This window comes from Streptomyces sp. NPDC001507, from assembly GCF_042894765.1.
GTDB lineage: Bacteria > Actinomycetota > Actinomycetes > Streptomycetales > Streptomycetaceae > Streptomyces.
Genome location: NZ_JBIAVV010000002.1, coordinates 165,151 through 185,173, shown reverse-complemented (window position 1 = coordinate 185,173; position 20,023 = coordinate 165,151). Strand labels below are relative to the sequence as shown.

Annotated in this window: 17 protein-coding genes and 1 pseudogene; 7 read left to right on the top strand and 11 right to left on the bottom strand. The window is 70.1% G+C overall.

Annotated elements, in window-relative coordinates; all coding sequences use genetic code 11:
* Window positions 1-28: 28 nt before the first annotated feature.
* A pseudogene (locus ACFY0K_RS07015) lies at window positions 29-112 on the top strand (FmdB family zinc ribbon protein); the annotation flags it as partial.
* A gap of 17 nt (window positions 113-129) precedes the next feature.
* On the opposite strand, the gene ACFY0K_RS07010 reads toward ACFY0K_RS07015, so the two are convergent.
* From ACFY0K_RS07010 to ACFY0K_RS07000, 3 genes are read right to left on the bottom strand one after another with little or no spacing between them, the layout of a single operon-like run.
* Window positions 130-1,062: an HAD family hydrolase gene (locus ACFY0K_RS07010; RefSeq protein ID WP_390638972.1), complete on the bottom strand. Its 933-nt coding sequence runs from the start codon at window positions 1,060-1,062 to the stop codon at window positions 130-132.
* Window positions 1,062-3,701 (bottom strand): phosphoribosyltransferase, encoded by a 2,640-nt coding sequence (locus ACFY0K_RS07005; RefSeq protein ID WP_390638971.1) that lies wholly within the window; start codon window positions 3,699-3,701, stop codon window positions 1,062-1,064. Before ACFY0K_RS07005 ends, ACFY0K_RS07010 begins: the two co-directional genes overlap by 1 nt.
* A 29-nt stretch (window positions 3,702-3,730) precedes the next feature.
* Window positions 3,731-4,903, bottom strand: a complete 1,173-nt coding sequence (locus ACFY0K_RS07000; protein WP_390638970.1) for an HpcH/HpaI aldolase/citrate lyase family protein — start codon at window positions 4,901-4,903, stop codon at window positions 3,731-3,733.
* 176 nt (window positions 4,904-5,079) lie between these two features.
* Here ACFY0K_RS07000 and ACFY0K_RS06995 point away from each other — a divergent pair, with 176 nt between their 5' ends.
* Complete coding sequence (locus tag ACFY0K_RS06995; protein WP_390638969.1) at window positions 5,080-5,850, top strand: TerD family protein; 771 nt, start codon at window positions 5,080-5,082, stop codon at window positions 5,848-5,850.
* 127 nt (window positions 5,851-5,977) lie between these two features.
* Here ACFY0K_RS06995 and ACFY0K_RS06990 read toward each other — a convergent pair whose 3' ends face one another.
* The 6 genes from ACFY0K_RS06990 to ACFY0K_RS06965 form a co-directional block, all read right to left on the bottom strand.
* Window positions 5,978-6,712, bottom strand: a complete 735-nt coding sequence (locus tag ACFY0K_RS06990) for a Tellurium resistance (protein WP_093503518.1) — start codon at window positions 6,710-6,712, stop codon at window positions 5,978-5,980.
* A gap of 119 nt (window positions 6,713-6,831) precedes the next feature.
* Window positions 6,832-7,977 carry a DUF475 domain-containing protein gene (locus ACFY0K_RS06985; protein WP_388596826.1) on the bottom strand — a complete coding sequence of 382 codons (1,146 nt, stop codon included), beginning with the start codon at window positions 7,975-7,977 and terminating at the stop codon, window positions 6,832-6,834.
* 129 nt (window positions 7,978-8,106) lie between these two features.
* Window positions 8,107-8,682: a TerD family protein gene (locus ACFY0K_RS06980; RefSeq protein WP_093503514.1), complete on the bottom strand. Its 576-nt coding sequence runs from the start codon at window positions 8,680-8,682 to the stop codon at window positions 8,107-8,109.
* A gap of 118 nt (window positions 8,683-8,800) precedes the next feature.
* Window positions 8,801-9,376 carry a TerD family protein gene (locus tag ACFY0K_RS06975; protein ID WP_181803425.1) on the bottom strand — a complete coding sequence of 192 codons (576 nt, stop codon included), beginning with the start codon at window positions 9,374-9,376 and terminating at the stop codon, window positions 8,801-8,803.
* Between the two features lie 161 nt (window positions 9,377-9,537).
* Entirely contained in the window at window positions 9,538-9,996 is a 459-nt protein-coding gene (locus tag ACFY0K_RS06970; RefSeq protein ID WP_388596825.1) for a peroxiredoxin, read from the bottom strand.
* A 117-nt stretch (window positions 9,997-10,113) separates the two neighbouring features.
* Entirely contained in the window at window positions 10,114-10,551 is a 438-nt protein-coding gene (locus ACFY0K_RS06965) for a DUF3052 domain-containing protein (RefSeq protein ID WP_207921612.1), read from the bottom strand.
* Between the two features lie 432 nt (window positions 10,552-10,983).
* On the opposite strand from ACFY0K_RS06965, the gene aceE reads away from it, so the two are divergent.
* Window positions 10,984-13,731: a pyruvate dehydrogenase (acetyl-transferring), homodimeric type gene (gene aceE / locus ACFY0K_RS06960; protein WP_390638968.1), complete on the top strand. Its 2,748-nt coding sequence runs from the start codon at window positions 10,984-10,986 to the stop codon at window positions 13,729-13,731.
* A 140-nt stretch (window positions 13,732-13,871) separates the two neighbouring features.
* Window positions 13,872-14,720: a potassium channel family protein gene (locus ACFY0K_RS06955; protein ID WP_390638967.1), complete on the top strand. Its 849-nt coding sequence runs from the start codon at window positions 13,872-13,874 to the stop codon at window positions 14,718-14,720.
* A gap of 164 nt (window positions 14,721-14,884) precedes the next feature.
* On the opposite strand, the gene ACFY0K_RS06950 is transcribed toward ACFY0K_RS06955, so the two are convergent.
* Window positions 14,885-15,172 carry a small hydrophobic protein gene (locus tag ACFY0K_RS06950; RefSeq protein ID WP_390639453.1) on the bottom strand — a complete coding sequence of 96 codons (288 nt, stop codon included), beginning with the start codon at window positions 15,170-15,172 and terminating at the stop codon, window positions 14,885-14,887.
* A gap of 250 nt (window positions 15,173-15,422) precedes the next feature.
* Entirely contained in the window at window positions 15,423-17,042 is a 1,620-nt protein-coding gene (locus ACFY0K_RS06945; protein ID WP_388596824.1) for an MFS transporter, read from the bottom strand.
* A 66-nt stretch (window positions 17,043-17,108) separates the two neighbouring features.
* Between ACFY0K_RS06945 and ACFY0K_RS06940 the strand changes: the two genes are divergently transcribed.
* From ACFY0K_RS06940 to ACFY0K_RS06930, 3 genes are all read left to right on the top strand, one after another.
* Window positions 17,109-17,735 carry a TetR family transcriptional regulator gene (locus tag ACFY0K_RS06940; RefSeq protein WP_390638966.1) on the top strand — a complete coding sequence of 209 codons (627 nt, stop codon included), beginning with the start codon at window positions 17,109-17,111 and terminating at the stop codon, window positions 17,733-17,735.
* 103 nt (window positions 17,736-17,838) lie between these two features.
* Complete coding sequence (locus ACFY0K_RS06935) at window positions 17,839-19,056, top strand: alpha/beta hydrolase (RefSeq protein WP_390638965.1); 1,218 nt, start codon at window positions 17,839-17,841, stop codon at window positions 19,054-19,056.
* A gap of 67 nt (window positions 19,057-19,123) precedes the next feature.
* The gene (locus ACFY0K_RS06930) at window positions 19,124-19,975 is read left to right on the top strand and encodes a DUF4429 domain-containing protein (protein ID WP_390638964.1); all 852 of its coding nucleotides are present in this window, start codon (window positions 19,124-19,126) and stop codon (window positions 19,973-19,975) included.
* Window positions 19,976-20,023 lie beyond the last annotated feature (48 nt).

Below are 20,023 nucleotides of genomic sequence, written 5' to 3'. Positions count from 1 at the left end.
CCCGCCGCACTCCCGCTAGCCTGTTCTCATGCCCCGCTACGAGTACCGCTGCCGCACCTGCGGCGACACATTCGAACTGTCCCGCCCCATGGCCGAGTCATCGGCTCCGGCAGCATGCCCGGAGGGGCATCAAGACACGGTGAAGCTCCTGTCGACGGTGGCGGTAGGGGGAACGGCCGCCGCGTCCGCCGCCGGCTCCGGCGCCCCCGCCGGCTCCGGTGGGGGCTGTTGCGGCGGCGGCTGCTGCGGCTGACTCCCGTTGCGGGCCGCCTTCAGGAACTCCCGCAGGATCCGCTCACCGGCGAGCACTCCCCGCTCCGGCAGCGCGGTGATGGCCGGCCCGGCCCACCCGGCGTCGGCCAACTCCCCGTGCCCCGGCCGCCAGCCGCGGTCCGCGGCCAGCAGCAGGTCGGCGTCGAGCAGGGAGTCACCGGCGGCCAGCGTCAGCTCGGCGCCGGTCCGGCGCGCGACCTCCCGTACGGCCGCGCTCTTCGTCAGCGGCTTCGGCACGGCGTAGATCTTCCGCCCCTGCAACGACACCGTCCAGCCGCGGTTCTCCGCCCACACCGCGAGGCTCTTCACCCACTCCTCGGGCAGCAGCTCCCGCTCCACGACCAGGTAGGCGAACAGGTCCTCGGCGACCCGCTGCTTGCGCAGCCACACCGGGTCGGCGTGCTCCGTCAGATACGCCCGCACCTCGTCGAGGGGCGCGCACTCGTCGGCCAGCCGCGCCAGCACCCGCCCGTGCCAGTCCACGTCGGACACCCCGTCGACCAGCAGGTGCCCGCCGTTGGCACAGATGGCGTACCGCGGCGCGGCCCCCGGCAGGTTGATCCGCTCGTACTGCTTGCGGGTCCGGGTGGTCGTCGGCACGAAGACGGCCGTGTCCCCCAGCTCGGTCAGCAGCTGCGCGGCCGTCTCCGTCAGGTACGACAGCGGCCTGCTCTCGTGCACCTCGACGCAGAGCAGCCGGGGCGCCCGCGCGTCCGGCATGGTCAGCGCCAGGGCGCCCGCCGAGTAGATGAGCGTACGGTCGAGGTCGCTCGCGACGAGCACCGCCATCAGACGTTCACCGCCCGGCCGTCGGCGCCGGTCGCGCCGCGCGTGTACTTGGGATGGATCAACCCGACACAGGTGTAAGGCAGTTCGCCGACCTCCTCGACCGGTACCCCTCTCTGCTCCGCGAGCAGCCGCACATGGTCGAGGTCGGCGCCCGCCCCGGCCCGCGCCAGGATCTTCCAGGGCACCCGGCGCAGCAGCACCCGGGTGGTCTCGCCGACGCCCGGCTTGACCAGGTTCACGTCGTGGATGCCGTACTCCTCGCTGATCCGCTCCACCGCCGCCCAGCCCTCCCAGGTCGGCGTGCGGTCGGCGACGGCCAGCTCCTTCACGGCCGCGTCCACGGCTTCGGTCACCTCGGCGAACCGGGCCGCGACGGCGTCCAGGAAGGCCACCGACACGTCGGCGCCGGCCAGTTCGCGGTAGTACTTCGCGCCGTGGAAGTCGTCCGGACCCACCAGGTCGGCGCGCAGCACGGTCCGCGAGATCAGCCCGGAGACGGTCGAGTTGAGGCACGCGGAGGGGATCAGGAAGTCCTCCCGGGTGCCGTACGTCCGCACGCACGAGCCCGGGTCGGCGAGCACCGCGATCTCCGGATCGAAACCGGAGACGCCGGTCCGCGCCTCGAACTCCGCTACGGCGTCGGCGAGTTCCCGGGTGATCGCACCCTTGCCCGTCCAGCCGTCCACGAACACGACGTCCCGCGGGTCGTGGTGCGCGGCCAGCCAGCGCAGCGCGTTGGCGTCGATGCCGCGGCCGCGCACGATCGACACCGCGTAGTGCGGCAGGTCGAGGCCGTAGCGGAACTGCGCCCAGCGGCGCATCAGCACGCCCACCGGGGTGCCGGCCCGCGCCAGCGACACCAGCACCGGCCGCGGTGACCGCTCGGCCATCACGGTCTCGGTGACCACTCCGACCGCCTGCGCGATGCGCGCCGCCGAGGTCTCCAGGGCGGCGTGGAACAGCGCCTGGTACTGCTCGCTCGGCTGGTACTCCACCGGCAGCGACTCGGCGTAGTGCGCGCCGCCGCTCTGGATCGCCTCCTCGCGCTCCTCGGTCGGCGCCTCCAGCGTGACGTCCGAGAGGTCCTGGAGCAGCCAGCCGACGTCCTCCGCCGGGTACGAGGAGAAGGCGGGGCCGCGGAGGGGCTCGGGCAGCATGGCGGGGCTCTCTTCGGGTAGCGCGGGGACGTACGACGGTACAGCCGCGAGCAGGACGTGCGGGGCATGCGCGCCGAGCCGGTCGAGGAGGCCGCCGGGGGCGTGCAGTTCGGGGGTGTCGCCGGCCGAGTCGACGAACAGGACGACGGCGTCGAAGCCGGCGCCGGCGACGTTGTACGCGTAGCGCTCGCCGGGGCCGTCGGCGGGGTTGTCGTGGGCCGGGAAGACGAGGCGGCTGCGGATGGCGTAGCCGGGGTCGTCGACGGCCAGGACGGGCGAGCGGGTGGTGGTGGAGTACCGCACCTCGGCGGCGACCAGGGCCTCCAGCTCGCGGGCGATCCTGAGGGGGGTGTACATCAGCTCCTCGAAACCGAGCGTGAGCACGCGGCGGGCGCCGGGGGGCAGGGCTTCGGCGACCCGCGCGGCCATGAGGGGGAGGGCCGCCTCCAGGCGTCTGCGGTGGGCCGGGGTGAAGCCGTGCCGTCCGCCGTCGGGGAGGCCGTGCGGCCAGTGCAGGGCGACGCGGGTGAGGTGGCTGCGGTGGGGGGTGGTGCGGTTGTCGTCCGGGGGCGGGCCGCTGGGGGCCGATCGCGCAGTTCCCCGCGCCCCTGGGTGGGTGAACGGGTCGTCGGCTTCAAGGGCAACGCCCTCGGAGGGCGCGCGCACCCCCAGGTGGGTGAGGGCAACGCTTTCAAGGGGCGCGGGGAAGTGCGCGAACGGCCCCGACGGCGCCGCGGACGGCTGATCGCCTGTCGCGGCACTCGCTTCGTACCGAGCCACCAGTTCCTGGCCCTTTTCCAGCACGCCCTCGGGCAGCTTCACCGTCCCCGACGCCGCCGCCACCAGATCCACCCGCGCGTCGATCTCCCGCGCGAAGTCGGTCAGACGACCCGCATCCGCCGACGAGCGCATATCGACCAACGCCACCACGACGTAACGTTTCCGCGGATAACGGGTGTGCAGGTCGCGGATCGTGTTCAGGACCGTGTTGCCGGTGGAGAACTCGTCGTCGACCAGGACCAGGGGGCCCTCGCCGGACAGCAGGGCGGGGTCCTCGGGGAGCAGCAGGTGCGAGGTCGCGTGCGAGTGGGACTCCTCGAAGCCCCCCGCGGGCGTGACCCCGGCGACCGGCCGGCGGGTGGAGTGCAGGTACGGGGCGAGGCCGATCCCGTCCGCCACCGAGTGACCGAGGCCGGTGGCCGTCTCGGCGTACCCCAGGACGACGGCCTGGCGGGCCTCCCGCTCACCGAGCAGGTCACGTACCCGGCGGCCGAGGGCGAAGCCATGCCCGTAGACCACGGACGGCGACTGCGGCACGTGCTTGCCGAGCACGTTGGAGACGAGGAGGTGGGCCCGTCTGGGGTTGCGGCGCAGGGCGAGGCCGAGGAGGGCCGTCAGGCCGTCGTCGCCCACGAGTTCGACCCCGAGCCGCTCGGCGACCCAGCTGCCGGACCAGACCCCGTTGTTCGCTGCGATGTTCATGCGTTCCCTGTGTCGTCCCGTAACGCCCGTCAACCCGGTATCCCGGCGGCGAGCAGCTCCACGAAGCCGACGTCCTCGTTGGCCACGCCGAACACCTCGGCGCGGAGCATGGTCCGCTCGGCCCAGGCGCGGTGCGGCTTCACCTCGTTCATCTTGTTCGTGTAGGCCGAGCGAAGTACACCCCCGCCGCCGCGTTCCGGCCGCAGGATGTCCTGGGCGTCGGAGAACTCCTCGTGACTGACGACGGACAGTGCGTGCACGGGGATGACGTGCGACGGGTGGATGCAGGTCTTGCCGAGCAGTCCGTTGGCCTGGTCGAGGGAGATCTCCCTGAGCAGGCCGTCCATGGCGTGCTCGATGAGCCGGTTGCGCAGCTCCACGGCCTGCTCCTCCAGGAAGGGGCTGGTCCGCAGCATCGGCTTGAACATGCGCTCGGGGACCCGGAAGTACTCCCACACCGGCCCGGTCACCGTGAACCCGGTGCCGTCGGCCCGGCCCAGCATGTTCACCACGTCGGCGATGACGGAGGCGATGATCTGCACGTCGTAGGCGGTCATGTCGGGGGCCCGCCGCAGCCCGTAGGACGAGCAGAAGTCGGTCACCCCGAGGCGCAGCGCCAGCACCTTGTCGCGGTACTTGTCGACGGCGCGGGCGATGCCCTCCAGGGCGTCCACGCGCGTCTCCCGGTACATCAGCTCGGGCGTCTCCAGGACCGGCATGCCGAAGAGCCGGCGGCCGCTGCTCAGCGTGGCGCCGTCCAGGGCCTGCAGGAAGGGGATGCCGCGCTCCTCGGTGAACTTCGGGAACACGAATCCGGACAGCAGCGAGACGCTCGCGCCGAGCCGTCGTACCAGGTCGGAGATCTGCTCGGGCTCGCGCACCCGGATGAAGAGCAGCGGGAGCTCCACGCCGGCCCGCTGCCGCTCGGCCAGGTCGGCGAACTGCCGGACGAGGTTCTCCTCGCCGGCCGCCACGTCCTCGTCGCCGATGGAGTCCTCCAGGCACAGCACCATCGAGACCACGCCGAGTCCCGCCTGTTTGACGATGTCGTCGGCGAGCCGCGGCCGGGTGGCCGGGCTGTACAGCGTGGCACCCAGGGCCGCGGAGAGCAGCCGGGCCGAGGAGTCGGCGGTGAACTCGCACGGCTCCTGGTGGAAGAGGCGCTGCCGCACCTCAGGTGCGATGTGCCCGAAATGACGCATAGAACTCCCCCGTGGCGTGGGCCGAGCCTGTGAAATTGGTAAAGGGTGGCCGGTAATAGTACGTACAAAGCCATGTCGGGGGTTCCCGCCGGGCATGAACTTCAGGTAACCCGCCTGTGTCGGTCACGATGCCCCCCGCGTTGTCGTGACCAGGACCGAGAGGGCAGGATGACCGCATGACGCACGCGATGCTGAAGGGGTCGAACGCCCCCGTGGAGGCCACCACGGTCCGGGCCGTGCTGCGCTGGACGCCCGGGCAGGGAGTTCCGGACGTCGACGCCTCGGCGCTGCTCCTCGGCCCCGACGGACGCGTGCGCTCCGACGAGGACTTCGTCTTCTACAACCAGCCCCGGCACCCCTCCGGGAAGGTCTGGCGGCTCGGCAAGAAGCGGGTGGCCGAAGGTCTCACCGACACGATCCAGACAGATCTCCCCGGTGTCGAGCCCAATGTCGGCCGAATCCTCCTGGTCGCGTCGGCCGACGGCGTCCCCTTCGAACACGTACCCGCCCTGCGCATCCTGCTGTACGACGCCGCGGCGCCCGACGCCGAACCGCTGGCCCACTTCGACATCAAGCCGGAGACCGGCGCCGAGACGGCCCTGATCTGCGGCGAGCTGTACCGCAGGGGCGAGGGCTGGAAGTTCCGCGCGCTCGGCGAGGGATACAGCAACGGCCTCAAGGGCCTGGCCACGGACTTCGGCATCTCGGTGGACGAGTCGGAACCGATGGAGGAGCCGTCGGCCTCCATGCCCCTCCCGCCCGAGCAGCCCACCTCAGTACCCACCCAGCCTGCCTACGGCTACCCGCAGCCGGCCACCTACGCCTACCCCCAGCAACAGCCCCCGTCGGGCTACGGCTACCCCCCACCGGCGCCCATCCCGGTGGCGACGGTCCCGAACGCGGACTTCCGACTGCCTCCGCAGGGGCCACAATTCATCGGGCGCTAGGGACACCCACCTGCTTTCCAGGGGCGCTGGGGGTACCCCCGGCCGAAGGCTGGGGGAGGAACTGCGCGAGCACCCACAACGGCGCCGCACCCGCGCACGCACCGCACCACCCACCCCCGTAGGCGAACTACCGCTCCGCGGTCTTGTACCCCCGCCCCCACTGCAACCCCCACCCGTACAACCGGTCCAGCTCCCCCTGGAACCCGTACACGAACTTCACCTCACGCCGGACGACCAGCTCCCCCTTCACGTTCTCGATCATCACCACCGCACACGACCGCGCCTGCGGATGCCGTTCGTCGAGGCCTATCTCGATCCGCGGCCCGTTGCTCGGGTACAGCGTGACGATCGCGTGGGTGCGGTCGAACGCCGGCGTCTGGTCGTAGATGTACACGAACACCAGCAGCCGCTTGATGTCGTCCCGGTGGTCGAGGTTGACGTACATCGTCTCGCCGGACGCCGACCCGAACCGGTCGTCGCCGCTGAGCTTGACGTACGGCGGTGCGTTCACGTCCCCGAGCAGGCCGCCGAGGGGCTGGACGACCCCCTTCGTCCCGTCGGCCAGCTCGTACAGCGCCCCGAGGTCGAGGTCGACGTTGACCATGCTCTGCCCGTGCCCGGTCACCTCCGGCGGCCTGAGCGCCTTGAAGGGGTGCCGCAGCAGGCTCGTGCGCTGTTCGCCGTCGAAGTCGGACGTCCGCATCCGCCAGCTCAGGTTGATCCGCAGGTTGCCGGTGGCCGCGCCCTGCTTGGTGAGGGACACCTGCTGGTGCCGCCTGGTGAGCTCGATGGAGTTGGACGCGGCGCTGCCCGAGTCGAACTCGGCCGCCTTCCCGCCCAGCAGCCCGTCGAAGAAACCCATTCCCGCCCCCAGTAACTCCTGAAAACGCCTGGGGACGGCCGACCGCTCGGCCGCCCCCATCAGAGCGTTCCTCGTCGAGGAGGGCGTCACACCCTCCGTTTCCGGCCCGGCGAGCCGGTTCAGACCCCGGAGGGGACCTCAGCCTTGTCGTCCGACCCGGCGTTTCCCCCGGCTTCCGCGAGCCGCTGGTTGCGCCGTACGGAGGACCAGAACGACCAGCCGATCAGGACGACGCCGACGAGACCGGTGATGACCTCGTTGATCTCGTACTGGATGGTGACCATGAGGATCACGGCCAGCGCGCCGATGGCGTAGTGGGCGCCGTGCTCCAGGTAGACGTAGTCGTCCAGGGTGCCCTGGCGTACCAGGTAGACGGTGAGCGAGCGGACGTACATCGCGCCGATGCCGAGGCCGAGGGCCATGAGGACGATGTCGTTGGTGATGGCGAACGCGCCGATCACGCCGTCGAAGGAGAAGGACGCGTCCAGGACCTCCAGGTAGAGGAACATGAAGAACGCGGCCTGGCCGGCCAGCTGGACCGCCGACTTCTTCTTGCCGGTGCGCTCGGCCTCTTCCTCCTCCTCGTGCTCGCGCTCCTCCTCGGCTTCGAGGCGGTCCTCGAAGAAGCCGGAGAGGCCACCGACGATCATGTACGTGATCAGGCCGGCGATGCCGGCGATCAGGACCGTCTGCGCCTTGTCGACGTGGCCGCCGCCATGCTGGTGGGCGTGGGTGGCGAAGGTGAAGGAGGTGATCAGCAGGACGATCAGGGCGATGCAGACCGACAGCATGTCGACCTTGCCGAGCTTGGCGAGCGGGCGCTCGATCCAGCGCAGCCACTGGATGTCCCGGTCCTCGAAGATGAAGTCGAGGAAGATCATCAGCAGGAACATGCCACCGAAGGCGGCGATCGCCGGGTGGGCGTCGGTGACCAGCTCCTGGTAGCGGTCCTTGTTGTTGAGCGCGAGGTCGACGGCCTCGATGGGGCCCATCTTGGCGGTGATCGCGACGATGACGACCGGGAAGACCAGCCGCATGCCGAAGACGGCGATGAGGACGCCGACCGTGAGGAAGATCTTCTGCCAGAAGGCGTTCATCTTCTTCAGGATTCCGGCGTTGACGACCGCGTTGTCGAACGACAGGGAGATCTCCAGGACGGCGAGGATCGCCACGATGCCGAAGGCCTGCCACCCCCCGTAGAAGACCGCGGCGACCAGGCCGAGCGCGGTGATCGCGAACGACCAGCCGAAGGTTTTCAGAAGCACTGGCTACCCAATCTTGTGTGTACGGGTCTCGCTCGCGCCGTACTCGGCTTTACCTACTGTTGACCACGAAGTGTAGAGGGCGCCGGTGTCCTGCGGGTGGGGCGGGCCCTACATCCGGACCGATCGGTGCTATGAGACGTTCACACCGAAGTCGAGCGCGATGCCGCGCAGGCCCGAGGCGTACCCCTGGCCGACGGCGCGGAACTTCCATTCGCCCTGGTAGCGGTAGAGCTCGCCGAAGATCATGGCAGTCTCGGTGGAGGCGTCCTCGGACAGGTCGTAGCGGGCGAGCTCCTGGCCGTCGGCCTGGTTGACGACCCGGATGAAGGCGTTGGAGACCTGGCCGAAGGTCTGGCCGCGTTCGTCGGCCATGTGGATCGAGACCGGGAAGACGATCTTGTCGCAGGTGGCGGGCACCTTCGGCAGGTCGACCAGAATCGATTCGTCGTCCCCCTCGCCCTCACCGGTGAGGTTGTCGCCGGTGTGCTCGACCGAGCCTTCCGGGCTCTTGAGCTGGTTGTAGAAGACGAACCACTCGTCGCCGAGGACCCGCCCGCCCTGGCACAGCAGCGCGCTGGCGTCCAGGTCGAAGGGGGCGCCGGTGGTGGAGCGGGCGTCCCAGCCGAGTCCGATCATGACGTTGGTGAGGTTCGGTGCGGCCTTCGAGAGGGAGACATTGCCCCCCTTGGCGAGCGTGACGCCCATGATGCTGGTCCTCCCCTAGCGGTGATTCTCCGGTTGTCCTGCACGTCCGGCGCCGACCGTAAACGGTGCGGCGCCGGACAGAGCGGACTTTCGAACGCCCCGGGGGCGTTCACCTGGCTCAGACGTTGACGCCGAAGTCCTGGGCGATACCGCGCAGGCCGGAGGCGTAGCCCTGGCCGATGGCGCGGAACTTCCACTCGGCGCCGTTGCGGTACAGCTCGCCGAAGACCATCGCGGTCTCGGTCGAGGCGTCCTCGGACAGGTCGTAGCGGGCGATCTCGGCGCCGCCGGCCTGGTTGACCACGCGGATGAACGCGTTGCGGACCTGGCCGAAGGACTGCTGGCGGTTGTCGGCGTCGTAGATCGACACCGGGAAGACGATCTTGTCGACGTCGGCGGGGACCGCGGCCAGGTTGACCTTGATCACCTCGTCGTCGCCCTCGCCCTCACCGGTGAGGTTGTCACCGGTGTGCTCGACCGAGCCGTCGGGGCTCTTGAGGTTGTTGAAGAAGACGAAGTTCTGGTCGCTGGCGACCTTGCCCGCCGAGTTCAGCAGGAGTGCGCTGGCGTCCAGGTCGAAGTCGGTGCCGGTGGTGGTCCGGACGTCCCAGCCCAGACCGACGAGGACCGCGGTCAGGCCGGGGGCCTCCTTCGTCAGCGATACGTTGCCGCCCTTGCTGAGGCTGACTCCCACGAGTCCTCCCATGTGTGTCTGGGGCGGGGAGCCCCGTCGTGCTTCGGATACCGGATCAACGATTCGATCCTAGTGACGGGTTCCCGCCGCACGCAGGCCCTGGACCCCGAAGAATCACGGGGTGTCGGCCGTGCGGACCCCTAGGGGGCCGGCAGGGGGGGTCACAGCGCGTCGAGCGCCGTCACGTACTCGTTCAGGTCGCGGGCGTCCGGCAGACCGTTGACCACGGTCCAGCGCACGACGCCCTCCTTGTCGATGACGAAGGTGCCGCGGACGGCGCAGCCCTTGCCCTCGTCGAAGACGCCGTAGGCGCGCGAGGTCTCGCCGTGCGGCCAGAAGTCGCTCAGCAGCGGGTACTCCAGGCCCTCCTGCTCGGCGAAGACGCGCAGGGTGTGGATGGAGTCGTTGGAGACCGCGAGCAGCTGGGTGTCGCGGTCCTCGAACTTCGGCAGGTTGTCGCGCAGCTCGCACAGCTCACCGGTGCACACGCCCGTGAAGGCGAACGGGTAGAAGAGCAGCACCACGTTCTTCTCACCGCGGAAGTCGGACAGCTTCACGGCCCGGCCGTGGTTGTCCTTGAGCTCGAAGTCGGGCGCCTTGTCGCCGACCTGGATCGCCATCGCTGCATCCCATCGTCAGGGGCTGTTCGGGTGTGGACACCCTATGCGGCGGCACCCGCGCGGCGATCACGGCAGGCCGGTGGACGGACCGGCGCCCGGTCCGTCCACCGGCGGGGCTCAGCGCTTCTTGGCGGCGGCCTTCGGCGTGTTCAGCCGGCTGCCGTTCCAGTCCTTGCCCACGCTGACGCTCTTGGTCTGCGAGAGGCCGGCGGTCGTGACCGCCTCGCCGATGTCGCTCGGCTCGACGTAGCCGTCGCGGCCGGTCTTCGGCGTCAGCAGCAGGATCGAGCCACCTTCCTCGAGGAAGCCGAGGGCATCGACCAGCGCGTCCGTCAGGTCGCCGTCATCCTCACGGAACCAGAGCACCACGGCGTCTGCCACGTCGTCGTAGTCCTCGTCCATCAGCTCGTTGCCGATGGTCTCTTCGATGGACTCGCGGAGCTCCTGGTCGACGTCGTCGTCGTAGCCGATCTCCTGGACCACCTGGTCTGGCTGGAACCCCAGCCTGACGGCAGGGGTGGTCCGCTCCTCCGCGTGGTCCGCGGTCGCGCTCACGGGTTGCCTCCTGATCATGTCTTGGTGATGAACTCAGCCACGCGCGTGCGCGAAGCATTGGCCGTAGTCCACACGGGCGGGACGGATCGCGCAAGTACCCGGCCGTCCAGACCGCCGAAACGGTGACGATCCCGGCCGTGTCGCCGCAACTCCCGGCACCGTATCGCGGACGGGCGTGACACACACCACTCCCTTTTGCCCGCTATGTGCCTTTCGGAATCATCCTCACATACGGCGGTCGAACGAGTTTGCCAAGCGCGTCACACCCCGGGCGTATCGTTGCGTTTTGGCCGGTCCCGAGTTACCTCGCGGTAGAGATGACGTGCGCTGCCCCGGGGTGGACGATGGGACAGCGGTGCAGGCCAAGCGCAGGGAACAGTGAAAACCGAAAAAAACAGGGAATCAGTGGCCCTCTGACAGGTAAGGAACAGCGTGGCTTCCGGATCCGATCGCAACCCGATCATCATTGGTGGCCTTCCGAGTCAGGTTCCTGACTTCGATCCCGAGGAAACCCAGGAGTGGCTCGACTCGCTCGACGCCGCCGTGGACGAGCGCGGCCGGGAGCGGGCCCGTTATCTGATGCTCCGCCTGATCGAGCGCGCCCGCGAGCGGCGCGTCGCGGTGCCCGAGATGCGCAGCACGGACTACGTCAACACGATCCCGACCCGGGCCGAGCCCTTCTTCCCGGGCAACGAGGAGATCGAGCGCAGGGTCCTGAACGCGACCCGCTGGAACGCCGCGGTGATGGTCTCCCGCGCCCAGCGTCCGGGCATCGGCGTCGGCGGCCACATCGCCACCTTCGCCTCCTCGGCCTCCCTCTACGACGTCGGCTTCAACCACTTCTTCCGCGGCAAGGACGACGGCCTCGGCGGCGACCAGGTCTTCTTCCAGGGGCACGCCTCTCCCGGCATCTACGCCCGCGCGTTCCTGCTCGACCGGCTCAGCGAGGCCCAGCTGGACGGCTTCCGCCAGGAGAAGTCGAAGTACCCGGACGGCCTCTCCAGCTACCCGCACCCGCGTTCGATGCCGGACTTCTGGGAGTTCCCGACGGTGTCGATGGGCCTCGGCCCGATCGGCGCGATCTACCAGGCGCGGATGAACCGCTACATGCACGCGCGCGGGATCGCCGACACCTCGAAGTCGCACGTCTGGGCGTTCCTCGGCGACGGCGAGATGGACGAGCCGGAGTCGCTCGGCCAGCTCTCCATCGCCGCCCGCGAGGGCCTGGACAACCTGACCTTCGTCGTCAACTGCAACCTGCAGCGGCTCGACGGCCCGGTGCGCGGCAACGGCAAGATCATCCAGGAGCTGGAGTCGGTCTTCCGGGGCGCCGGCTGGAACGTGATCAAGCTGGTCTGGGACCGCACCTGGGACCCGCTGCTCGCCCAGGACCGCGACGGCGTGCTCGTCAACAAGATGAACACGACCCCCGACGGCCAGTTCCAGACCTACGCCACCGAGTCCGGTGCGTACATCCGCGACCACTTCTTCGGCGACGACCAGCGGCTGCGCGCCATGGTCGAGCACATGACCGACGACCAGATCCTGCACCTGGGCCGCGGCGGCCACGACCACCGCAAGATCTACGCGGCGTTCAAGGCGGCCACCGAGCACCGCGGCCAGCCGACGGTCATCCTGGCCAAGACGATCAAGGGCTGGACACTGGGCCCGAACTTCGAGGGCCGCAACGCCACGCACCAGATGAAGAAGCTGACGGTCGCCGACCTCAAGGGCTTCCGGGACCGCCTGCACCTGCCGATCTCCGACAAGGAGCTGGAGTCCGGCCTGCCGCCGTACTACCACCCGGGCCGGAACTCGGAGGAGATCCAGTACATGCACGACCGGCGCAAGGGCCTCGGCGGCTACGTGCCGACCCGCGTCGTACGCTCCAAGCCGCTCGCCCTGCCGGACGACGAGACGTACGCGACCGTGAAGAAGGGCACCGGCCAGCAGTCGATCGCCACGACGATGGCGTTCGTACGACTGCTCAAGGACCTCATGCGGGACAAGGAGCTCGGCCGCCGCTTCGTGCTGATCGCGCCGGACGAGTACCGCACCTTCGGCATGGACTCCTTCTTCCCGAGCGCGAAGATCTACAACCCGCTCGGCCAGCAGTACGAGGCGGTCGACCGCGACCTGCTGCTCGCGTACAAGGAGTCCCCGACCGGCCAGATGCTGCACGACGGCATCTCGGAGGCAGGCTGCACGGCCTCGCTGATCGCGGCCGGTTCCGCCTACGCCACGCACGGCGAGCCGCTCATCCCGGTCTACGTCTTCTACTCGATGTTCGGTTTCCAGCGCACCGGCGACCAGTTCTGGCAGATGGCCGACCAGCTTGCACGGGGTTTCGTCCTGGGCGCGACCGCCGGCCGTACGACCCTGACCGGTGAAGGCCTCCAGCACGCCGACGGCCACTCCCAGCTGCTGGCCTCGACGAACCCGGGCTGCGTGGCCTACGACCCGGCGTACTCGTACGAGATCGCGCACATCGTCCAGGACGGCCTGCGCCGCATGTACGGCGGCGACGCGGAGCACCCGCACGGCGAGGACGTCTTCTACTACCTGACCGTCTACAACGAGCCGATCCAGCACCCGGCCGAGCCGGCCGACGTCGACGTCGAGGGCATCCTCAAGGGCGTCCACCGGATCAGCGCGGGCACGGCGGGCACGGTCCCGGCGCAGATCATGGCGTCGGGCGTGGCGGTCCCGTGGGCGATCGAGGCCCAGAAGATCCTCGCCGAGGACTGGAACGTGAAGGCCGACGTCTGGTCCGCCACCTCCTGGAACGAGCTGCGGCGCGAGGCCGTGGCGTGCGAGGAGCACAACCTGCTGCACCCGGAGGAGGAGCAGCGGGTGCCGTGGGTGACGCAGAAGCTGAGCGGCGCCGAGGGGCCGTTCGTGGCCGTTTCCGACTGGATGCGGTCGGTTCCGGACCAGATCGCGCGCTGGGTGCCGGGCACGTACCAGTCGCTGGGCGCCGATGGGTTCGGCTTCGCCGACACGCGGGGCGCGGCGCGCCGGTTCTTCCACATCGACGCGCAGTCGATCGTGGTCGCGGTGCTGACCGAACTGGCCCGCGAGGGGAAGCTCGACCGATCGGTGCTCAAGCAGGCCATCGACCGGTACCAGCTGCTGGACGTGACGGCGGCGCACCCGGGCGCGGCGGGCGGCGACGCGTAGCGCTCCGCGAGGAGGCCGGTGGGCGACTGCGGGCCGGTGGGGGCCGGTCGCGCAGTTCCTCCCCCAGCCTTCGGCCGGGGGTACCCCCAGCGCCCCTCCGGGGCGCTGTCGGGGGCGCGGTTGATGCCTACGATGCGCACATGGAACGACAGTCGGCACAGGCCCGTTGGGAGCAGGTCACCCAACGGCCGTTGCTGGCGCTCGCGGTGGTCTTCGCCATCGCCTACGCGCTGCCGATCGTGGACGGTTCCGCCGGGCACGTCCTCACCGCCGCGTGCACGGTGGCGGAGTGGGTGGTGTGGGGTTCCTTCGCCGTGGACTACCTGATACGGCTCGCCCTCGCGCCGCGCCGCAAGGAGTTCGTGCGGACGCACTGGATAGACCTGTGCGCGGTGGTGCTGCCGCTGCTCCAGCCGTTGCGGCTGCTGCGGCTGGTAGCGACGCTGATGCTGGTGGGGCGGCGAGCCCGGATGGCCTCGCAGATCCGGCTGACGACGTACGTCGTCGGCGCGGTCGTCGGCCTGCTCATGTTCGGCTCGCTGGCCGTGCTCTCGGTGGAACGCGACTCGCCGAACGGGAACATCCGGACGCTGGGTGACGCCCTGTGGTGGTCGTTCACGACGATGACGACGGTGGGGTACGGGGACCACGCGCCGACGACCGGGCTGGGCCGGATGATCGCGGTGGGCCTCATGCTCTCCGGGATCGCCCTGCTGGGTGTGGTGACCGCGAACATCGCGACCTGGTTCATCGCGCGGTTCGAGAAGGACGACGTCGAGGAGCGGCGGCAGACGGAGGCGATCGCTCTGCTGACGGAGGAGGTACGGGCGCTGCGGGCGGAGGTGCTCGCCTTGCGCGAGGGCGTGGGCGCTGAGGCCACGGCGTTGCGCTCACCGGCGCTGGCCGGGTGCCCCTGCGCCCACCCGTGCCGCCTGGGAGTGCCCCCAGGCCTTTCGGGCTCTGGGGGAGGCACGACTGCCCGCAGCTGAGACGCTTGCGCGGGTGCCGCTTCGCGGGTGGGCGCCGCCCGAGCGGCACGACTGCCCGCAGCTAGGGAGACACGGCTGGGGAGCGCCCCGTAAGGGGGCGCTGGGGTACCCCCGGCCGAAGGCTGGGGGAGGAACTGCGCGACCAGCCCTCACCGGGCCGCACGCTAGAGCGATACCCCGCCCAGGAACAGCAGCGCCAGCAGCGTGTCGATCGCCCCCAGCACCACCGCCACCAGCGCCGGTATGGAACTCTTCGGGTTCCACGCCCGGCCCATCGAGAACCAGCCGCACACCAGCGCCACAGGCCCCAGCACGATCCCCAGCGCGAAGAAGCCGGCGACCGCGCAGATCGTGCCGACGATGCCCAGCGTGTCGCGGTCCAGCCCGCTCCGTGGGCCTGCGGCGCCACGTGAACGGGGGTACCCGCGTGTTCGTTGCCCGAAGCTCGCCATCATCAACTCCTCGGTCTTGGTGACCTGTTCGGGTTGATGACCGGGTACCCCTGTTCCGCGCCCGCAGACCTGCCCGCGCGCTGCCCCCCTCCAGCAGCGCGCCGCGGCCAGCCCGTCCCCCCATGCCCTGCGGAGGACTTGACCCACTGTGACCTGCGGCGCGTGCCAAGAGCGAGGAATCTTTAGCGGAGTCACCCTGATAGGCGAACTTCGCTCCCAGAAACCGGACATATCGGCCCGGCGCGTTGCGCTAGATGTGACCCACGCCCGCGTCAGCGCCCGCGTTCTCGCCGCGCTTGGTGAACAGCGCGACCAGGATCGCGACCGCCGCCACCCCGGCCGCGACGAGCGAGGCGAGGCTCATGCCGGAGATGAACGTGTCATGGGCGACGTCGGAGATCTTCGCGGCGATCTCCGCGGGCGTGCCCTTGGCGACCGGCGCGACGCCGACCTGGACGGCCTCCGAGGCCTGTGCCAACTGCGCGTCGGTCAGCTTCGGCAGACCCGCGTCGGCCCAGTTGCCCGGCAGGTCGCTGTCGACCTTTGAGGCCATCACGGCGCCGAGCACGGCCGTGCCGAGGCTGCCGCCGATCTGCATCGCGGCCTGCTGGAGACCGCCGGCCACGCCGGACAGCTCCATCGGCGCGTTGCCGACGATCACCTCGGTGGCGCCGACCATGACCGGCGCGAGGCCGAGGCCGAGCAGCGCGAACCAGAGGGACATGAGCGCGCTGCCGGTGTCCGCCTTCAGCGTGGACATGCCGTACATGGCGATCGCGGTGGCCGCCATGCCGCCGGCCAGCGGGATGCGCGGGCCGAGCTTGGTGATCGCGGCGCCGGCCAGCGGGGAGCCGACGATCATCATGCCGGTGAGCGGGAGGAGGTGGAGGCCGGCGTCGACCGGGTCCATCCCGTGCACGTTCTGCAGGTAGAAGGTCACGAAGAACAGGCCGCCCATGAAGGCGATGGCCATCAGGACCATGAGCACGACGCCCGCCGAGAGCGGGACCGAGCGGAACAGGCCGAGCGGGATCAGCGGCTCCTTGACCCGTGTCTCCCAGAAGGAGAAGAGGGCGAAGCCCAGCACCGACGCGGCGATGAACGTCCACGTCTTGCCGTCGCCCCAGCCCCAGCTCGGCGCCTTGATGAGTGCCCAGACCAGGCAGAACATGGCGCCGGAGAGCAGGGCGATGCCGGGCAGGTCGAAGGAGCGCGGCGCGTTCTCCGCGCGGTGGTCGAGCAGCATGACCACGCCGAGGATCAGGGCGGTGGCGCCGACCGGCACGTTGATGAAGAAGACCGACTGCCAGCTGACGTGCTGGACCAGCACACCGCCGAGGATCGGGCCGCCGGCCGTGGAGGCGCCGATGACCATGCCCCAGATGCCGATCGCCATGTTGAGCTTCTCGGCCGGGAAGGTGGCCCGCAGCAGGCCGAGCGCGGCCGGCATCAGCAGTGCGCCGAACAGGCCCTGGAAGACGCGGAAGGTGACGACCAGGCCGATGCTGTCGGAGAGGCCGATGGCTCCGGAGGCCGCGGCGAAGCCGACGACGCCGATCAGGAACGTCTGCCGGTGGCCGAAGCGGTCGCCGAGCTTGCCCGCGGTGATCAGGGAGACCGCGAGGGCCAGGAAGTAGCCGTTGGTGATCCACTGGACCTGGGCGAAGGTGGCGCCGAGGTCCTTCTGGATGGCGGGGTTGGCGATGGCCACGATGGTGCCGTCGAGGGCGACCATCATGACCCCGACGGCGACGGTTATCAGGGTGAACCAGGGGTGGCCGCGCAGGCCGGAGGCCGGCGGCTGTTCCGGCAGGGCTGCTGGTGCCTTGTCCCCCGACCCCGCCGTGTCGATCGTCGTCTGACTAGTCATGCGTTCGAGGCTAGTGACAGCCGCTGACAGTTGACAAACAATTTCACTAGTCAGTAACTGTCAGGCATGGAAACGCTGCGCGAACGCAAGAAACAGCGCACCCGGGACATGCTGCTGCGGTCCGCACTGGAACTGTTCGTGACCCAGGGCTACGAGCACACCACGGTGGACGAGATCGCCGCGGCCGTCGACGTCTCGCAGCGCACCTTCTTCCGTTACTTCGCGAGCAAGGAGGACGTGGCCTTCTTCGTGCCGCGGCTGACCGAGGAGCACTACGCCGAGGCGGTGCGCCGCCGCCCGCCCGAGGAGCCCCCGCTGGAGGCGCTGCGCCGGTCGATCATGGACAGCTGGGACACCATCGAGGAGGCCATCGAGCGGTACGTGCCGATCGAACTGTTCCTGCGCACGTACAAGATGATCGAGGCGACCCCGGCCCTGTTCGCCGCCCATCTGCGGCGCCAGGCGGAGACGGAGGAGGAGATCGCGCGGATCGTCGCCGGGCGGGAGGGCGTCGACCCGGACACCGATCCCCGGCCCCGGCTCGTGGTCGCCGTGTTCGGCGCGGTCATCCGGGTCACCGAGCGGCACTGGTCGGTCGGCGCCGACTTCAGCATCACGGCAATCCGCGAACTCACCGCCTCCTACCTCGATCAGGTGGGACCGGCGCTCACCGGGAACTGGCGAGAGGGCTGACGCCCCGTCACACCCGCCTGAGACAGGCCTCACGTTTGCCAAAACGTGATAACTGTCACTCAGTTAACGCGAGACCCCTTCGTTCTCCTAGTGTGTCCTCCCAGTGACTTCCTTCGACACCTCCCCGCCCCTCAACGTCTGGCGCGCACTGCTAGCCCTGGCCGTCGTGTTCGTGATGCTCGCGACCACCGGCTGGACCGCCCTGCGCACGCACCGCGAGACCACCGCCCTGCAGACCTCCCTCGCCAAGTGGGAGCACGGCAGCGTCCACGGCCTGCACCTGCCGGACCCGGAGGCGTCGCCCGCGCTCCTCACCCGGTTCTTCACCTCGCTCACCGCGCAGGAGCGCGACCGGCTCGTGCACCGGTACCCGCTCGCCGTGGGCAACATGAACGGCGCTCCGGTCGAACTGCGTTACCGCGCCAACGACATCGCCCTCGGCCAGCAGCGCGCCGTCGAGAAGAAACGCATGCACGACCCACGGCTCAGCACGGCCGGGCAGCAGGACGCCGGCCGGCGCATGCATCGCTACGAGGCGCTGATGACGAAGGGCCGGCAGATCCTCGCCTTCGACCCGGACGGCGGCGGCCGGGTCGCCGAGGTGTTCGGCGACCTCACGAAGGCCGAGCGGATCTCCGTCGTCGTCCCCGGCGTCGACACCGACCTGCTCACCTTCCAGAAGACGTACCGGCAGTACACCGCCCCGGTCGGCATGGCCAAGGCGCTGTACGGGGCGGAGCGCACGGCGAGCCCGTCGACCCGTACGGCCGTGATCGCCTGGGCCGACTACACCGCGCCCGACGGTCTCGGCGTGGCCGCGGCGACCGGGACGGCCGCCGAGCAGGGCTCCGTACGACTCAACGCGCTGCTGCGCGCGCTGCCCGGGGACGCGCCGGTGTCGATGTTCTGCCACAGCTACGGCTCGGTGGTCTGCGGGGTCGCCGCGCACGCCATGCCGGACCGGGTGACCGACATAGCGGTGGCCGCGAGCCCCGGGATGCGCGTCGAGAGCGCCTCCCACCTGGGCACCTCGGCCCGGGTGTGGGCGATGCGGGACGCCACCGACTGGATCCAGGACGTCCCCTACCTGGAGCTCGGCGGACTCGGCCACGGCGCCGACCCCGTCTCCTCCGCCTTCGGCGCCCGGGTGCTGTCGGCGCTCGACGCGAAGGGACACGCCGGCTACTTCGAGCCGGGCACGGACAGCCTGCGCAACCTCGCGGACGTCGGGGTCGGCGCATACGGCGCGGTGACCTGCGCCCGCGACGATGACGGGTGCCGGGCGGGTTTGTCCGGCACGTCGACGGCCGGACGCGCGTAGAGACAGCAGGAAGTGCGGTATGCGCGGGGATGGGACTGGGAAGCACGTGCCGCATACGATGAGCCGCATGGGTGACGTACTGGCCGGATTTCATGCCGCCTGGGAGTTCGAGTCCGACTCCGTGCTCATCCGCTACGAACGGGGGATTCGAACACCCAAGCTGTTCCAGAGCCTGGGCGAGCGCCGGGTGCCGCTGGCCGCGCTGGCGGGTGTGACGCTCACACCCGGCAAGCGGGGCACGGTCGTCCTGAAGGCCGAGCCGCGCCCCGGCGCCGATCCCCTCCTGGAGGCGGCGGCCGGACAGCTGAAGGACGGCAGCGACCCGTACCGCCTGGTGGTCCCGGCCGAGCGGGCGACCCTCGCCGAGTACTACGCCGACGAGCTGCGACCACTGCTCACGCAGTCCGGGCCGGCGGACAGGTTCCTGGTCGCCGCGCCCGAGGGGCCCCGGCAGTTCAAGGCGTACGACGGGAAGGCGAGCTTCGACGGCAGTGCCGTGCACTTCCGGTGGTCGTGGACGGGTGCGTCCACGGCGAAGTGGAAGGCCGGCGACCAGAGCTTCGCCGTCGCCGACCTCGGGGGTGTGGAGTGGCGCTCGCCCGAGGTCTTCGAGGGGCACCTGCGGCTGCTGCGGCGGGACCTCGCGGGGACGAAGCCGACGGTCCCGGCCGACCAGGATCCGGCGACCGTGGTGTTCGGGCTGGGATACGGGCCGGTGCACGAGTCGTTGCCGTTCGCGGCGGCGGTGCTGGAGGCCCTGCGGGCCAAGGGGGCCGCGGCGGTGCCGGTGCCGGCGGGGCGGCGGGACCCCGCGGACATCGCGGAGCGGATTCGGCATCTGGGAGAGCTGCATCGGGCGGGGCTGGTGACCGACGAGGAGTTCGCCGCGAAGAAGGCGGAGTTGTTGGCGGAGCTTTGAGGGTGCGTTGTCGGGTGCGGCGCGGTGGGGGCTGTTCGCGCAGTTCCT